Origin of the sequence: Paraburkholderia sp. USG1, assembly GCF_031570135.1 — a bacterium.
Taxonomy (GTDB): domain Bacteria; phylum Pseudomonadota; class Gammaproteobacteria; order Burkholderiales; family Burkholderiaceae; genus Paraburkholderia; species Paraburkholderia dioscoreae.
This window is the reverse complement of sequence record NZ_JAMWXW010000015.1, coordinates 83,737-97,260: the sequence shown is the minus strand read 5'-3', so window position 1 is coordinate 97,260 and position 13,524 is coordinate 83,737. Positions and strand designations below refer to the sequence as shown.

The window sequence follows — 13,524 nt, the reverse complement described above, 5'->3', positions numbered from 1 at the left end:
GATGTTTCAGTCATTATCGCGGTTTTATAAGAATAAGAACCGTCTTACGATGACGCCACTGGGATCGCAAAGCATCTCGATCCTCCCACCGCATGTGAACGAACAGGAGCATGTATGAAAGCCGTCGGTCTCTATCGTTATTTGCCGATCGATCAAGCCGAAGCCTTGGTCGATGTGGATATCCCCAAACCCGAAGCCACCGGTCGTGATCTGCTGGTCAAGGTGGAGGCCATTTCGGTCAATCCGGTCGACACCAAAGTGCGCGCCCCGAAAGACGCGGTTGAAAAAACGCCGCGCATACTCGGCTGGGATGTCGCCGGCACGGTGGCCGCGGTCGGGCCGGACGTGACGCTGTTCAAGGTCGGCGATCCGGTGTTCTACGCGGGCAGCATCACGCGGCCCGGCGCCAACAGCGAGTTCCACCTGGTGGACGAGCGGATCGTCGGGCGCAAGCCGGCGTCGCTCGACTTCACCCACGCGGCCGCGCTGCCGCTGACCGCGATCACCGCCTGGGAAGCGTTGTTCGACCGTCTCGGCGTGTCGCCGCAAGGCGCGGACGAAGGCCGCACGGTGCTGATCATCGGTGGAGCGGGCGGGGTCGGCTCGATCGGTATTCAACTGGCGAAGCAGCTTGCGAAGCTGAAGGTGATCGCAACCGCATCGCGGCCCGCATCGGCGAAGTGGGCCACGGATCTGGGCGCGGATCACATCGTCGATCATTTCGGCGACATGCCCGCGCAATTGAAAAAGCTCGGGATCGACGAGGTCGATTACGTGCTGATGTTCAACGACACCGACAAGAACTTCCCGGCGGCAGCCGAAGTCATCAAGCCGCAAGGCGGCATCTGCACGATCGTGGAAAACAGCAAGCCGGTGCCGGTCGAACTGTTGAAGGCAAAGAGCGCCGCGTTCCACTGGGAATTCATGTTCACGCGTTCCATGTTCGGCACACCCGACATGATCGAGCAGCACAAGCTGCTGACCGAAGTGGCGCGTCTCGTCGACGCGGGCACGTTGCGCACCACCGTCGGCCAGGATCTCGGCACCATCAACGCCGCGAATCTGCGCCGCGCGCATCAACTGCTCGAAGAAGGACGGGCAATCGGCAAGCTGGTGCTGACGGGCTTCCAGGCCTAACCGCACTGCGCCTGAAGCAGTCAGTCTGAACCGGCATGGCCGGCGTCGCAGCAATGCGCGCCGGCCATTTTCATTTGATGCGCATCGAGCAGCGCGATCCGGCACTGGGGCGTGTCGATTTGTAGCAGGGCGGCCGGCGCGCACGCGAGCGCGCGCCAGCCCGCCACACGCGCAGAAAACGCGTTGCCGCAAGCGGGTTAACACCCGATCCGCAGGCAGCGCGCGCGGCTTCGCTTGGCGTTAGACTGGTGGGGCATCATGCTAAAACAGTTGCGTGTCTCGCAGCCCGGCTGGCCAGGCATCTAACGCCTTCATCCAGTCACGCGGTGCGTGGGCAGTCGTGCTGACGCGAGCGCGCAGCGGCACAACAACGAGGTGACAGTATGAGCTTCCGACTTTCCGCCGTTTCAGTTGTCGCTTCTCTCGCCTGCGCATTCGCGCCCGGCATGCTCGTGCCGGTTGCCCACGCGGCCACACCGATCACGGTTACGTCCCAATCCGCTCTCGACGGTCCGATTCGCTACACGGTGCGCGTCACGTCGAAGCAGTTCGGCAATTCGCAGGAAACCCGCACGATCCGCTCCGGCGAATCGGACGACTTCACGTGGAAGACCGTGCCGCCGGGCGGCCCGGTTCCCGCGACGGATGCGTGTCCCAACTACGCTTCACTGCCGACCGACACCAACGGCGCGATGATTCGGCAAACGCAGATCCGTTTTGCGCCGGTCGTCGCGGCCGACGGCACGGCGACCGTGCAACTGAGCTTCCAGGCGCAGACGCCGAAGGGCGTGAAGACGGTGACGACTGGCGGCAAAACGATCAAGTGTCCGAACGACGTGAGCGTTAGTCAGATTCTGCGCTTCACGATGCCGGTCAACGGCAGCACGAAAACGCTCACGCTCAACGACGGCACGGAAGTCGCGATCAGCGCGAAGCGTTGAGCCGGGCGCGTGCAAGACGCGCAAGACGGCACGGGGCGCGACTCAACGCCTCGCGCCGGCCCGTTCCACCAGCCGCGCCGCCAGAAACCGGTGCTCCGCCGAAAAGAGCCGCCGGTACGTGAGCAGCACCGCGCCCACCGTCCCCAGCGCCGACGACGCGGCGATCAGGAACATGATCACGATCTGATAGCGCACGGCCTGCAATGGCGACTGGCCGGCCAGCACCTGGCCGGTCATCATGCCGGGCAGGCTCACCACGCCGACCACGGCCATCTGATTGAGCGTCGGCATCATACCCGCGCGTACCGCTTGCCGCGCCGGCGCCTGCGCCGCTTCCCAGCGCGTCGCGCCGAGCGCGAGCGCCATATCGACGCGGTCGCGCCGCGCGGTCAACTCCTCGGTCATCCGTTCGATGCCGAGCGACACGCCCGTCAGCGTATTGCCGAGGATCATGCCGAGAATCGGAATCGCATATTGCGGCTCGTACCACGGGTGAATGCGGATCACGACGAACAGCCCGAGCGCGCCCACCAGCCACGAACTGACCCAGATCGACAGCACGCTGTCTGCGCGTTGGCCGCGATACGTGCGGCTGCCGCGCTGCGCGCCTGCGAAACCGGCGATCAGCGTCATGACGATCATCAGCGGGAGCACCACGTACCACCGGTCGTAACGGAACACCCAGCCGAGCACATAGCCGATCGCCAGCAACTGCACGACGGTGCGCACGGCGGCCCACGCCAGCTTGCGTTCGAGATCGAGCCTGAGCGCCACCGACACGGCACCGTTCACGACAATCAGCAGCGCTGCGATCGCGACGTCCCACAGACTCAGGTTTTGCAATGTCATTGTCCCGGCTCCGGATGATCGTGATGCACGGGCGCCGCCTCGTGTCGCGCTGTTTCGTCGAGGACGCCCGCGCGCATGATGAGGTGCCGCTCGCTCATGCGCGTGGCTTGTGCCGGATCGTGCGACACCCATATCGACGCATGACGACCGGGCGCGTCGTCGAACCACGCATGCACCAGACCTTCGATCGCACGCGATGACTCCGGGTCGAGCGAGGCGGTAGGTTCGTCGAGCAGCAGAACCTCGGGCGCAAGTTGCAGCACGCGAATCAGCGCGGTGATCTGCGCTTCGCCACCGGACAGCTCGCTGGCGCTTTTGTCGAGAAAGTCGTCGCCACGGCCGGCCTGCGCCGCGAGGCTCGCCGCTCGCGCGCGATCGAAGCGCACGTCGCGGTACGTGCGCAACTCGAACGGGTAACGCAGATTGTCTTCCACGCTGCCGTCGAGCAACGCGGGCCGCTGCCGGATATACGCGACATTGCGCCGGTAGCGCGGAATGGCGGCGCGCTGCACCGCCGCGCCATGCCACGTGATGCGCCCCGCATCGAGCGGATCGAGCAGGGCGAGGGCGCGCAGGAACACGCTCTTGCCCGAGCCGGACGGCCCAGTGATTGCGACGCGGTTGCCCGCGTGCAACGCGAAGGTAGTCGGCTGCAGCAGCGCCTGTCCGCGTACGGCGTCGCGTCGCGCGATGCCGTCGGCGAGGACGAAGGGAACGTCGGTCATGAGTGGAATCGTAATGGGGAATGTAGGGTCGAAGGTTGCCGTGACGTGGCGACGATCCGTTCGCGGCCGCGTCGGCAACGTATGCGCGAGTGGCCATGCAGCATGATAAAGCGGCGACGACATGACGCTTCCCGACCAAGAAGCGGGCACGCAACATGCTGATCGGTCCTCAATCTAGAACAAACCGCGGAGCCTCTCAATGGCAGTGTCGAGCACAACTGGAAGGCGCATCGGGAAAATCGTCGCATGGCTGGTGGCGATCATCGTCATTCTGATTGTGGCGTTGACCATTTTCATCCTGACCTTCGACTGGAACCGGGCAAGACCTTATATCAACGACAAGGTTACGCAGGCGATCGGCAGGCCGTTCGCGATCAACGGCGATCTGAAAGTGGGCTGGCGGCACCCGGTGGGCGAGACCGGCTGGCGCGGTTGGGTGCCCTGGCCGCGTTTCTCGGCGGCCAATATCACCGTGGGCAATCCGGACTGGACCAAACAGCCGCAATTCGCCACGCTCGACGAGATCGACTTCCAGGTCAAGGTGCTGCCGCTGCTCACGCACGATATCGTGATCCCGGCCATTAACCTCGTGAATCCCTCGGTCGATCTGGAGCGCCTGCTCGACGGGCGCAACAACTGGACCTTCAAGCTGGCGTCGTCGAGCGGGCCTTCCGAATGGAAGCTCGATCTGCACGATATCGCGTTCGCCAAGGGCAACATCGCGCTGTCCGATCAGCAGAAGAAGGTCGACTTGCAGATGGTGGTCGATACGCTCGGCCAGCCGATTCCGATCGGTGAAGCGATGAAGCAGCAGGAAGCGGCGTCGCGCAGCGCGTCGGCCGAAGCGATCGGCAAGGCGGGCGCGAACAAGCTGACCGCGCAGGCGAATGCGCAGGCGGCTTCGGAGGCTGCGGCGGCATCCGCGGCGGCGGCTTCAGGCGCATCGGCCACGGACATTACCGCGTCGGGCACGACGGCGGCCACGGGCGCGTCAGGTACGCTGGTCGCGGGCGGTTCGAAAGGCGCCAGCGCCGCGGTCAGCGCAGGCGCGAGCGGCGCAGTGGTGGCGTCGGCTACTGCATCGGCGCCCGCATCTGCTTCGGGTGCGAGCGGCGCGCAAGCTCAGGCGGCAGCGAAAAGGGAGATTCCGCCGTACGCCATCGGCTGGACCGTCAAAGGGACTTACAACAAGACACCGGTGTCGGGCAGCGGCAAGGTGGGCGGCGTGCTGGCGTTGCAGGACACCAACCGGCCGTTCCCGGTGCAGGCCGATGTCAAGGCGGGCGATCTGCATATCGGCCTCGTCGGTACGATCACCGATCCGGCGCATCTTGCAGCGGTCGATCTGCGCCTCTGGCTGCAGGGCAACAGTATGGCGCGTCTTTATTCGCTCACGGGCGTGACCTTGCCCGACACGCCGCCTTATGCGACCGAAGGCCGCCTCGTCGGCCAGTTCAAGTCCAGCGGCAACGTCTTCAAGTATGAAAATTTTACTGGCCGGGTTGGCGGCAGCGATCTCAACGGCTCGTTGACATATACCGCGCGTGAACCGCGTCCGCTGCTGCAGGGCGAACTGATCTCGCATCTGCTGCAGTTCTCGGATCTGGCGCCGGTGATCGGCGCGGATTCGAACGCCAGCAAGGCCAAGCGTGGCGATGCGACGGCGCAACCGTCCAACAAGGCGCTGCCGGTTGAGGAGTTCCGCACCGACCGCTGGAAGGCGATCGACGCCGACGTGAAATTCACCGGCCGGCGCATCGTGAAAGACGTGAATCTGCCGATTACGGATCTGTACACGCATATCGTGATGACCGACGGCGTGCTCTCGCTGGAGCCGTTGAAGTTCGGCGTGGCCGGCGGCACGCTGGCTTCGGACATTCATCTGGACGGTAGCGGAACGCCGCTCAAGGGGCGTTTCGCGACGTCGGCGCGGCATCTGAAGCTCAAGCAGTTGTTCCCGAACTTCAAGACCATGCAGAACGCGCTCGGCGAAATCAACGGCGACGCCGCGCTGACCGCGACGGGCAATTCGCCGGCGGCGCTGGCGGCCACCTCGAACGGCGAGGTCAAGGCGCTGGTGACCGACGGCACGGTTAGCCGCCTGTTGATGGAAGCGGCCGGCTTGAATGTGGCGAACGTCGTGTATGAAAAGCTGTTCGGCAATCGCGACGTGAAGATCAACTGCGCGGCCGCCGATTTCGTCGCGACCAACGGCGTGCTCGATTCGCGTGTCTTCGCGCTCGACACGGACGACGCGGTGATCAATATCGAGGGCAATGTGAATATGCGCGACGAGTCGATGGACCTGGGGGTGCATCCGCATACCAAGGGTTTCCGGGTGTTCTCGCTGCGCTCGCCGCTCTATGTGAAAGGCACTTTCAAGGATCCGCACGTAGGGGTAGACGCGGCCGCGCTGGCGTTGCGCGGCGGCGCGGCGGTCGGCCTCGGGCTGATCAATCCGTTTGCGGCGCTGATTCCGTTGCTCGCGCCGAGCAACAACAAGCCGCTGCCGTGCAACCAGTTGCTCGCACAGGTCCGGCAGGCGCCGACGGCGCCGCCGCCGGGCGTGAAGCAGCGGCCCAAGGCCTCCATTTCGCTGGACGGTGCGCCGGTCAACAAGTCTTCGGGCGGGGCTTCCGCGCCCGCTACGCCCGCTGCGGCGGACAAGAAGCCAGCCGTGATGTCGCCGGCCAGTGCGGCTGCATACAAGGGAAGCTGATGCCTTTCGATCTGCCTGCAGACTGGTTCAGCTGGAGTTTCGGCGGCGGCCTTTCATTCATTTTCCTGTGGCTGATCAGCGTGCCGCAGGCGCGCGGCCATATTGATGACATCGCGGCGAAATGAGCACGTGAGTCCGGCACGCGCGCGCAGGTGGAGCGCGCGTCAGAAGTCGAGTGAAATGAGGGAAGGCACTGCGGCAACGGAATAAAGCAACGCCGCCTGCCCGACTCTGCGAACCGGCGCTGGCGTTGCGAGCATGAATATCGGTTGCGTGGGGGGCTCGGGCTTAGGGCTTACTTACCGCAGGGATCGCGGAGCCGCATCTCCAGCCGCGTCCTGACGACGAACCCCGCGACGGGTGCCGCCAATGCGGGTCGCACCGAATTCCGTGAGGATCTTGCCGCGAGCCCGGCTGGCAAACACCAGGAAGCCAAAGCCATCCGCCTCGTACCAGTAACCGCCGTTCTCGAGCCCGTCGAGCGGCTGCTCCAGTGCATTGGTAATGGATTCGATACAGCGGCGCCGCAACTCGGCGGGTGCGGGATAGGGCGGCTGCGCCCCACGCACACTGCACAGGAGGACGTCGAGCCCAGGCAGTGCGTGCGCATAAAGGACTGGCTCGTCTTGCGCGCGAGCGCGCGCAATCTTGGTGTCGAGCTGGCCGAACGGCTTGAAATGTCGTAGTACCGCGAGGAACGACTCATCGCCGTCCACCTTCGCGCGTCTACGCTTTTTCGGGAAGGACATAAAAATTCGCCTGAAAAAGAATTGCAAGAAACGCAGCGTCCTCATGCGACCACTCCCGGCTTCGCGCGCCGCACGTCGATCTTTTATAGCATACGACAAGGCCGGATTCACGGTGATTCGACGACTGCGCCGCCCCACCGCCTCCCGCACGAATCATGCCGAACCGCCTCGCCGCGCGCTTTCGCTTCCCAGCACATCTGTCTCCATCATAGACGCACGAGACGCGGAAAAAACATCTTAGCCCAATAAAAAAGTCATTTTTGTGTGGGCGAGCGCATCTTGCCGCTACGTTGAAATATCTCCCATTCACGTCGATAATGGCCCGTCCGGCTGCACTGCGCCGTGCTCGCCGATTCCGTCACCGCAAAGGCCGCCAGGGCGGCACGGCGTGGCCGGGTTCGCGAGCGGCGCGGCCTGAGTGACCCCTGCGACGCTTCGGGCGAACATGAAACTATTCACGAAGGGTCTGCTGCTGATTGCCGTGCCGAGCGCGGTCGAGCTGGCGCTTCTCGGCGTCGTCTTCGATACCCAGGAGCAGACTGCGCAGGCCGCGCAGTGGGTCGCCAACAGCAAGCAGATTCTCTATCAGTCGTCGGCTATCGTCGATCCGCTGCTGCGTCAGGCTGCGCGGGTTCGCACGGGCATGGTGATCGGCGACGCGTCGTTGATCGACCGTCACACCGTGTGGGTCGATCTCGGCGACCGTCTGTCGAAGCTCGAGGCGCTGGTCGCCGATACGCCGCAGCAGGTCGAACGCGTGCACGAGATGCAGCGTGCAATCGACGCCTATCGTGTGCAGACGGTCGCGATCTCGCAGGCGCTGCATGCGGGGCGTAGCCCGAATCCGTTTGCCGCGCAGGAAACCGGCGCGTTGCCGCGGCAGATCGCGCTGTTTCGCGACGAACTCGCGGCGTTCGGCAATGAAGCGTCGCGGCTCGACGCCGAGCGCTCGGCGGCGCTGGCGCGGCGTCGGGCGCGTCAGCAATATGCGCTGATCGGCGCGGTGCTGGGCTCAATGCTGATCTGGGCGGCCACCGCGGTGGTATTTGCGCGCAGCATAGGTCGCCGGCTGGAAGTGTTGACCGACAACGCCGAGCGCCTGGGCGGCGGTCGCACGCTCGCCGCGCCGCTCTCCGGCAGCGACGAAATTGCCGCGCTTGACACCGTGCTGCATCAGACCGGCGAGCGTTTGCGCGAGGCCGAAGCCGAGCAGGCTATGCTGAAAATGCGGCTCGAAGCGCGCGCGCGGGAACTGGCAGGCGTCAACGAGGAGTTGCGTCAGGAGACGCAGGACAATGAAATGTTCATCTACAGCGTGTCGCACGATCTGCGCTCGCCGTTGGTGAATCTGCAAGGTTTCTCAAAGGAATTGCAGGTCTCTTGCGAAGAACTGGACAGCGTGGTCGAGGCCGCGAAGTTGCCGGAAGCCGAACATCGGCGCATGGTGCATATTCTCGATGGCGACGTGCGCGAATCACTGCAGTATTTGCGTGCCGCGGTCACGCAGGCCGCTGCGATCATCGAGGCGCTACTGCGGATTTCGCGTGCCGGCCGGCTCGAATATCAGTGGCAGCGTGTGAGCGTGGGGCGCGTGGTGGGGCGGGTGGTCGACGCGCTGCAGGGCGTGATCGGGCAGCGCGCGGCCGTGGTGACCGTGCGCGACTTGCCGCCCGCATGGGGCGACCCGGGCGCGATCGAGCAGATTTTCAGCAACCTGATCGGCAACGCGCTGAATTATCTCGACCCGGCGCGCAAGGGGCGTATCGAAGTCGGCGCGCTGGAACCCGAACCGGTCGAGGAGACGGAGCCGCGCACGGTACGCATGCGCACGTATTATGTGCGTGACAATGGCCTCGGCATTCCGGCTGCCTACATGTCGAAGGTGTTCCGGGCGTTTCAGCGCCTGCACGGCGACATCGCCAACGGCGACGGCATCGGTCTCGCGGTGGTGCGTCGCACGGTGGAGCGGCACGGCGGCCGCGTGTGGGTCGAGTCGGCGGAAGGCGCGGGTTCGACTTTTTTCGTGGTGTTGCCGGAGCAACCCGCACGCCTCTGAACAGAAGCGGCAGATGCGGCAGATGCGGCGGCAGCGCGGATAATCACGAGCGGCAGGCATCAACGAATCGTTCAGCACGGAGAGCATATGAGTCACGGGGAAACGGTCAGCATCGTGCTGATCGAAGACGACGACGGCCACGCCACGCTCGTCGAGCGCAATCTGCGCCGTGCCGGCATTTCGAACGGGTTCGTGCGTTTTCATGACGGCCAGCAGGCACTCGATTATTTCTTCGGCCCGGCGCCGGCGGACGCCGCCGCGAGTTCTGCTACCGCGCCCGCGGCCAACGCCTACCCGCCCCGCGAAGATCTGATGAATTTCGTCGTGCTGCTCGATCTGAAAATGCCGCGGGTGGACGGCTTCGAGGTTTTGCGGCGTCTGAAAGAGTCGCCGCAGACGGCCGCCGTGCCGGTGATCGTATTGACCACGACCGACGACCCGCGAGAGATCGCGCGCTGCTACGAACTCGGCTGCAACGTCTACATTACCAAGCCGGTCGAATACGATGCGTTCATTGAAGCCGTGCGCCGCCTCGGGTTTTTCCTGCAGGTGGTCAAGCTGCCCTCGGGCCATCGCTTCTCGGGGCCGTGATGGAGGGCCCGCATGAAGGCGGCCGAAAGCCGCTCGTGACAGGATAGACCACTTGCTGACCCTAGCCAGAGAAGACTTCGCATGACCGAAGAAGTGTCCACGCAGCATGCCGCATATGTGCTGGTCGTCGATGACGACGAAGGCATCCTGCGGCTCGCGCGCAAGTCGCTCGAACGCGCCGGCTGCCGGGTCGCGATCTGCGCCGGCGTCGACGCGGCCCGTGAGCGGCTCGCGGGCGGCGGCCCCGATTTGCTGGTGCTCGACTATCAACTCAGTGGACCCGAGACCGGTCTCGACTTCTTTCGCCATTTGCGCGCTGAAGGCGTGCGGATTCCCGCCATTCTCGTGACCGGTTTCACCGACGAGTCGCGTGTCATCGAAGCGTTGCGCGCGGGCGTGTCCGACGTGGTGCCGAAATCGGGCGATTACCTCGACTACCTTCCCGAAGCCGTCGAACGGGTGCTCTCGCAAGTGCGCTTGCAGCGAGCGTCGGACGAGGCCTTGCTGTTGCGCGACCGCGAGCAGCATTACCGCACCTTGTCGGAGGCGTTGCCGCACCTCGTCATGACCTGCAACGCCGCGGGCGACTGCGATTTTCTGTCGAAGCAGTGGTACGACTACACCGGCCTCGCCGAAGGCAGTTCGTATGGTCTTGCCTGGCTCGACGCCGTGCATCCGGACGACCGCGAAGTGATCCGCCGTAGCTGGCTCAAGGCAGTGGCGGGCAACGCCGGCGACTACCGGCACGAGTTGCGGATTCGCCGCCACGACGGCGATTACCGCTGGTTCGACGTCCGCGTGGTGGCGATGCGCGACGCCGAAGGCAACATCGGCAAATGGTTTGGCAGTTGCACCGACATTCATTCGCAACGCGAGGCGATCGAGGAGCGCGAACGGTTGCTCGCGTCGGAACAGGCCGCGCGCCAGACTGCAGAGGAAGCGAATCGCGCCAAAGACCGTTTTCTGGCCATGCTGTCGCACGAATTGCGTACGCCGCTTACGCCGGTGCTCGCTGGCGCCAGCGTGCTGGAGATGATCCCGCATCTCCCCGACCAGGCGCGCGCGAGCGTGCGCATGATCCGCCGCAACGTCGAACTCGAAGCGCGGCTGATCGACGATCTGCTCGACCTTACGCGTGTGGCGAACGGCAAGCTGCGGCTGTCGCTGGAAACCGTCGACGTGCACGACGTGATGGACAGCGTGCTCGAACTGTTTCGCAGCGAGATTCAGGTCAAGCAGCAGGATGTGCACGTCCACAAGAACGCCCGGCATCATTACGTGCTGGCCGATCGCGCCCGGCTGCAGCAGATGCTGTGGAACCTGATTCGCAATGCCGCCAAGTTCACCCCGGACGGCGGCCATATTTATGTGCGCACCCGCGACGAACGCATGCAGGTGCAGATAGCGGTCGAAGATACGGGCATCGGCATCGAGCCGGACCAGATCGGCAAACTCTTCAACGCCTTCGAGCAGGGCAACCAGAACATGACGCGGCAATTCGGCGGGCTCGGCCTCGGGCTTGCCATCACGAAGGCGTTGACCGATGTGCATGGCGGCACGGTGACGGCGCAAAGCCCCGGCGCGCACTGCGGCGCGACCTTCACGATCACCTTGCCGACGGCCATGCCGCCGGAAGCGACTTCACCCGTCGTGGTGCCGGACGAGGTGCATCCGGCCGGTCTGCTGAACATCCTGCTGATCGAAGATCACGTGGACACTGCCGAGGTCATGGCGCAACTGATTCGCAGCCTCGGCCATGAGGTGACGACCGTGGGCCGGGTGGACGACGCGCTGGCCGCGACTCAATCGACGAACTTCGATCTGGTGATCAGCGACGTGGGTCTGCCCGACGGCACCGGCCTCGACTTCATCAATGCCACCGCGAGCACTCGGACGCGCCCGCGGTGGCATTGACCGGCTTCGGCACCGACGAAGACGTGCGTCGCTGCCTCAGTGCCGGCTTTACTTCGCATCTGACCAAGCCAGTCAACTTCGGCCAGCTCGAGACGATGATCGAAGGCGCGGTGAGCCGCAAGGAGAAGGAGGCTTGAGCGATTTGTGCTGCCGGATTGCGCTGCCGGCATCGCCTCACGATATGAATAAGGCCTGTTGCGAGCGGATCGCAACAGGCCTTTTGCTTTTACCGGCGGCTGATTTGCCGGAATGCTTAACGCGGTGAGTTCTTCAACGAATCGCGGATTTCACGCAGCAGCAGAACGTCTTCCGGCGTGGGCGGCGGTTCCGCGGGTGCGGCTTCGGCCGGCTTGCGCAGATTGTTGATGAACTTGACCATCAGGAAAATGATGAACGCGAGAATCAGGAAATTGATCAGCACGGTGATGAACGAGCCATAACCGAATACGGCAACGCCCGCCGTTTGCAAGTCTTTATACGACTCGGGGCTGCCTTTGAAGCTAGGCGGAATCTCCCCGAGACGAATGAACTTGTTGGAAAAATCGAGGCCGCCGGTGGCGAGCCCGACAACCGGCATGATCAGGTCTTTAACAATTGAATTGACGATGGTGGAGAATGCGCCGCCGATAATCACACCGACGGCGAGATCCATCACGTTGCCCTTGAGGGCAAATTCCTTGAATTCCTTGACCATGCTCATAGAGGTTCCTCCCAGAAGTCGATATTCGAATGATACCAACCTGAGAACGATAGGCTAGTCTTTTGGCCGGGAACCGAGGATTGTTTCTTTTATTGAGGAAACAGTGACTCGCTATGCCGCGCGCGTTCTATATGCGCGGCAAATGTGACCGGGTCGGTATTGGTGCCGCACAGCAGAACGCCCACGCGTTTGCCTTGCAGCTGTTCGCGCAACGGGCCGAGCAAGGCGGCGGTGGCGGCGGCGCAGGCCGGTTCGACGGCGAGCTTCAGTTGTCCGAACAAGGTCAGCATGGCCGCGCGCAACTGGTCGTCGGATACCGTGACGAGCTGATCGATATGACGGCGGCACAATTCGTAGCTGTATTCCTCGGTATGCGGCGACATGAGCGAATCGGCAATGCCCTGCATCTTGCCCATCTTGACCGTGTGATTGGCGGCGAAACTCTTGCCCATCACGTCCGCGCCTTCGGGTTCCACGCCATAGAGATGCACATGCGGATTCGCGAGCCGCATGGCGGTCGCGACACCCGCGGCGAGGCCGCCGCCGCCGATCGGCACGATGACCGCTTCGAGATCGGGCGTTTGCGTGGCCCATTCGTAACCGAGCGTGGCCGAACCCAGCACCGTGCGATAGCCGTTGAACGGGTGCACGAAATAGCGGCCTTCTTCAGCCTCGATACGGCGCACCAGTTCGAACGCCTCGGCAATGTTTTCCGCGAACACGATGTCGGCGCGATATTGCCGGCACAGCGCCACGCGCGCCGGATTGGCCGCGCGAAACAGCACGACCTTGGCGCTGATACCGAGCCGCATGGCCGCGTACGCGACCGCCACCGCATGATTGCCGCCCGACACGCAGGTGACGCCCGCGCTGCGTTGGGATTCGTCGAGTGCGAGCAGATTGGTGAAGGCGCCGCGTGCCTTGAAGCTGCCGGCCGCCTGCAACAACTCGAACTTGAAATTCACCAGCGTGCCTTCCAGCGACGGAAAGTCCAGCCTGTCGAAGACCGGCGTTCGAGCCACCCACGGCGCCAACGCAAAATGCTGCGCGGCGATGTCGTCGAGCGTGGGGATCGGCTCGCCGTCGATCGTATGGTCAGTGTGTTGCGGCGCGGCAGTTGACATGGCGTGGGCGTGCGGGGAG

General features: G+C 64.0%; 11 protein-coding genes and 1 pseudogene. 7 read left to right on the top strand and 5 right to left on the bottom strand.

What is annotated here, in order from left to right:
- Positions 1-114 precede the first annotated feature (114 nt).
- Positions 115-1,137, top strand: a complete 1,023-nt coding sequence (locus NE850_RS20735) for a zinc-binding alcohol dehydrogenase family protein (protein ID WP_007182038.1) — start codon at positions 115-117, stop codon at positions 1,135-1,137.
- 383 nt (positions 1,138-1,520) lie between these two features.
- Positions 1,521-2,078 carry a DUF6013 family protein gene (locus NE850_RS20730; RefSeq protein ID WP_007182037.1) on the top strand — a complete coding sequence of 186 codons (558 nt, stop codon included), beginning with the start codon at positions 1,521-1,523 and terminating at the stop codon, positions 2,076-2,078.
- A 42-nt stretch (positions 2,079-2,120) separates the two neighbouring features.
- Here NE850_RS20730 and NE850_RS20725 read toward each other — a convergent pair whose 3' ends face one another.
- Together NE850_RS20725 and NE850_RS20720 are read right to left on the bottom strand one after the other, a co-directional pair.
- Positions 2,121-2,927 carry an ABC transporter permease gene (locus tag NE850_RS20725; protein WP_007182036.1) on the bottom strand — a complete coding sequence of 269 codons (807 nt, stop codon included), beginning with the start codon at positions 2,925-2,927 and terminating at the stop codon, positions 2,121-2,123.
- Complete coding sequence (locus NE850_RS20720) at positions 2,924-3,652, bottom strand: ATP-binding cassette domain-containing protein (RefSeq protein ID WP_035518629.1); 729 nt, start codon at positions 3,650-3,652, stop codon at positions 2,924-2,926. The genes NE850_RS20725 and NE850_RS20720 overlap by 4 nt, the downstream gene beginning before the upstream one ends.
- A gap of 199 nt (positions 3,653-3,851) precedes the next feature.
- Here NE850_RS20720 and NE850_RS20715 point away from each other — a divergent pair, with 199 nt between their 5' ends.
- Together NE850_RS20715 and NE850_RS20710 are read left to right on the top strand one after the other, a co-directional pair.
- Positions 3,852-6,371, top strand: coding sequence for an AsmA family protein (locus NE850_RS20715; protein ID WP_007182034.1), 2,520 nt, complete (start codon positions 3,852-3,854; stop codon positions 6,369-6,371).
- A complete protein-coding gene (locus NE850_RS20710) occupies positions 6,371-6,496 on the top strand; it encodes a hypothetical protein (protein WP_007182033.1) in 126 nt (41 codons plus the stop codon). Before NE850_RS20715 ends, NE850_RS20710 begins: the two co-directional genes overlap by 1 nt.
- A gap of 174 nt (positions 6,497-6,670) precedes the next feature.
- On the opposite strand, the gene NE850_RS20705 is transcribed toward NE850_RS20710, so the two are convergent.
- On the bottom strand, positions 6,671-7,165 hold the full coding sequence (locus NE850_RS20705; RefSeq protein ID WP_007182032.1) for a hypothetical protein: 495 nt from the start codon (positions 7,163-7,165) through the stop codon (positions 6,671-6,673).
- A gap of 400 nt (positions 7,166-7,565) precedes the next feature.
- Here NE850_RS20705 and NE850_RS20700 point away from each other — a divergent pair, with 400 nt between their 5' ends.
- From NE850_RS20700 to NE850_RS20690, 3 genes and pseudogenes are all read left to right on the top strand, one after another.
- Positions 7,566-9,176, top strand: a complete 1,611-nt coding sequence (locus tag NE850_RS20700) for an ATP-binding protein (protein ID WP_310699356.1) — start codon at positions 7,566-7,568, stop codon at positions 9,174-9,176.
- 87 nt (positions 9,177-9,263) lie between these two features.
- The gene (locus tag NE850_RS20695) at positions 9,264-9,767 is read left to right on the top strand and encodes a response regulator (protein WP_007182030.1); all 504 of its coding nucleotides are present in this window, start codon (positions 9,264-9,266) and stop codon (positions 9,765-9,767) included.
- 81 nt (positions 9,768-9,848) lie between these two features.
- Positions 9,849-11,818, top strand: a pseudogene (locus NE850_RS20690) (response regulator).
- A gap of 116 nt (positions 11,819-11,934) precedes the next feature.
- Here NE850_RS20690 and mscL read toward each other — a convergent pair.
- Both mscL and NE850_RS20680 read right to left on the bottom strand, forming a co-directional pair.
- A complete protein-coding gene (gene mscL, locus NE850_RS20685; RefSeq protein WP_007182028.1) occupies positions 11,935-12,381 on the bottom strand; it encodes a large conductance mechanosensitive channel protein MscL in 447 nt (148 codons plus the stop codon).
- A gap of 89 nt (positions 12,382-12,470) precedes the next feature.
- On the bottom strand, positions 12,471-13,505 hold the full coding sequence (locus tag NE850_RS20680; RefSeq protein WP_007182027.1) for a pyridoxal-phosphate dependent enzyme: 1,035 nt from the start codon (positions 13,503-13,505) through the stop codon (positions 12,471-12,473).
- Between the last annotated feature and the right edge of the window lie 19 nt (positions 13,506-13,524).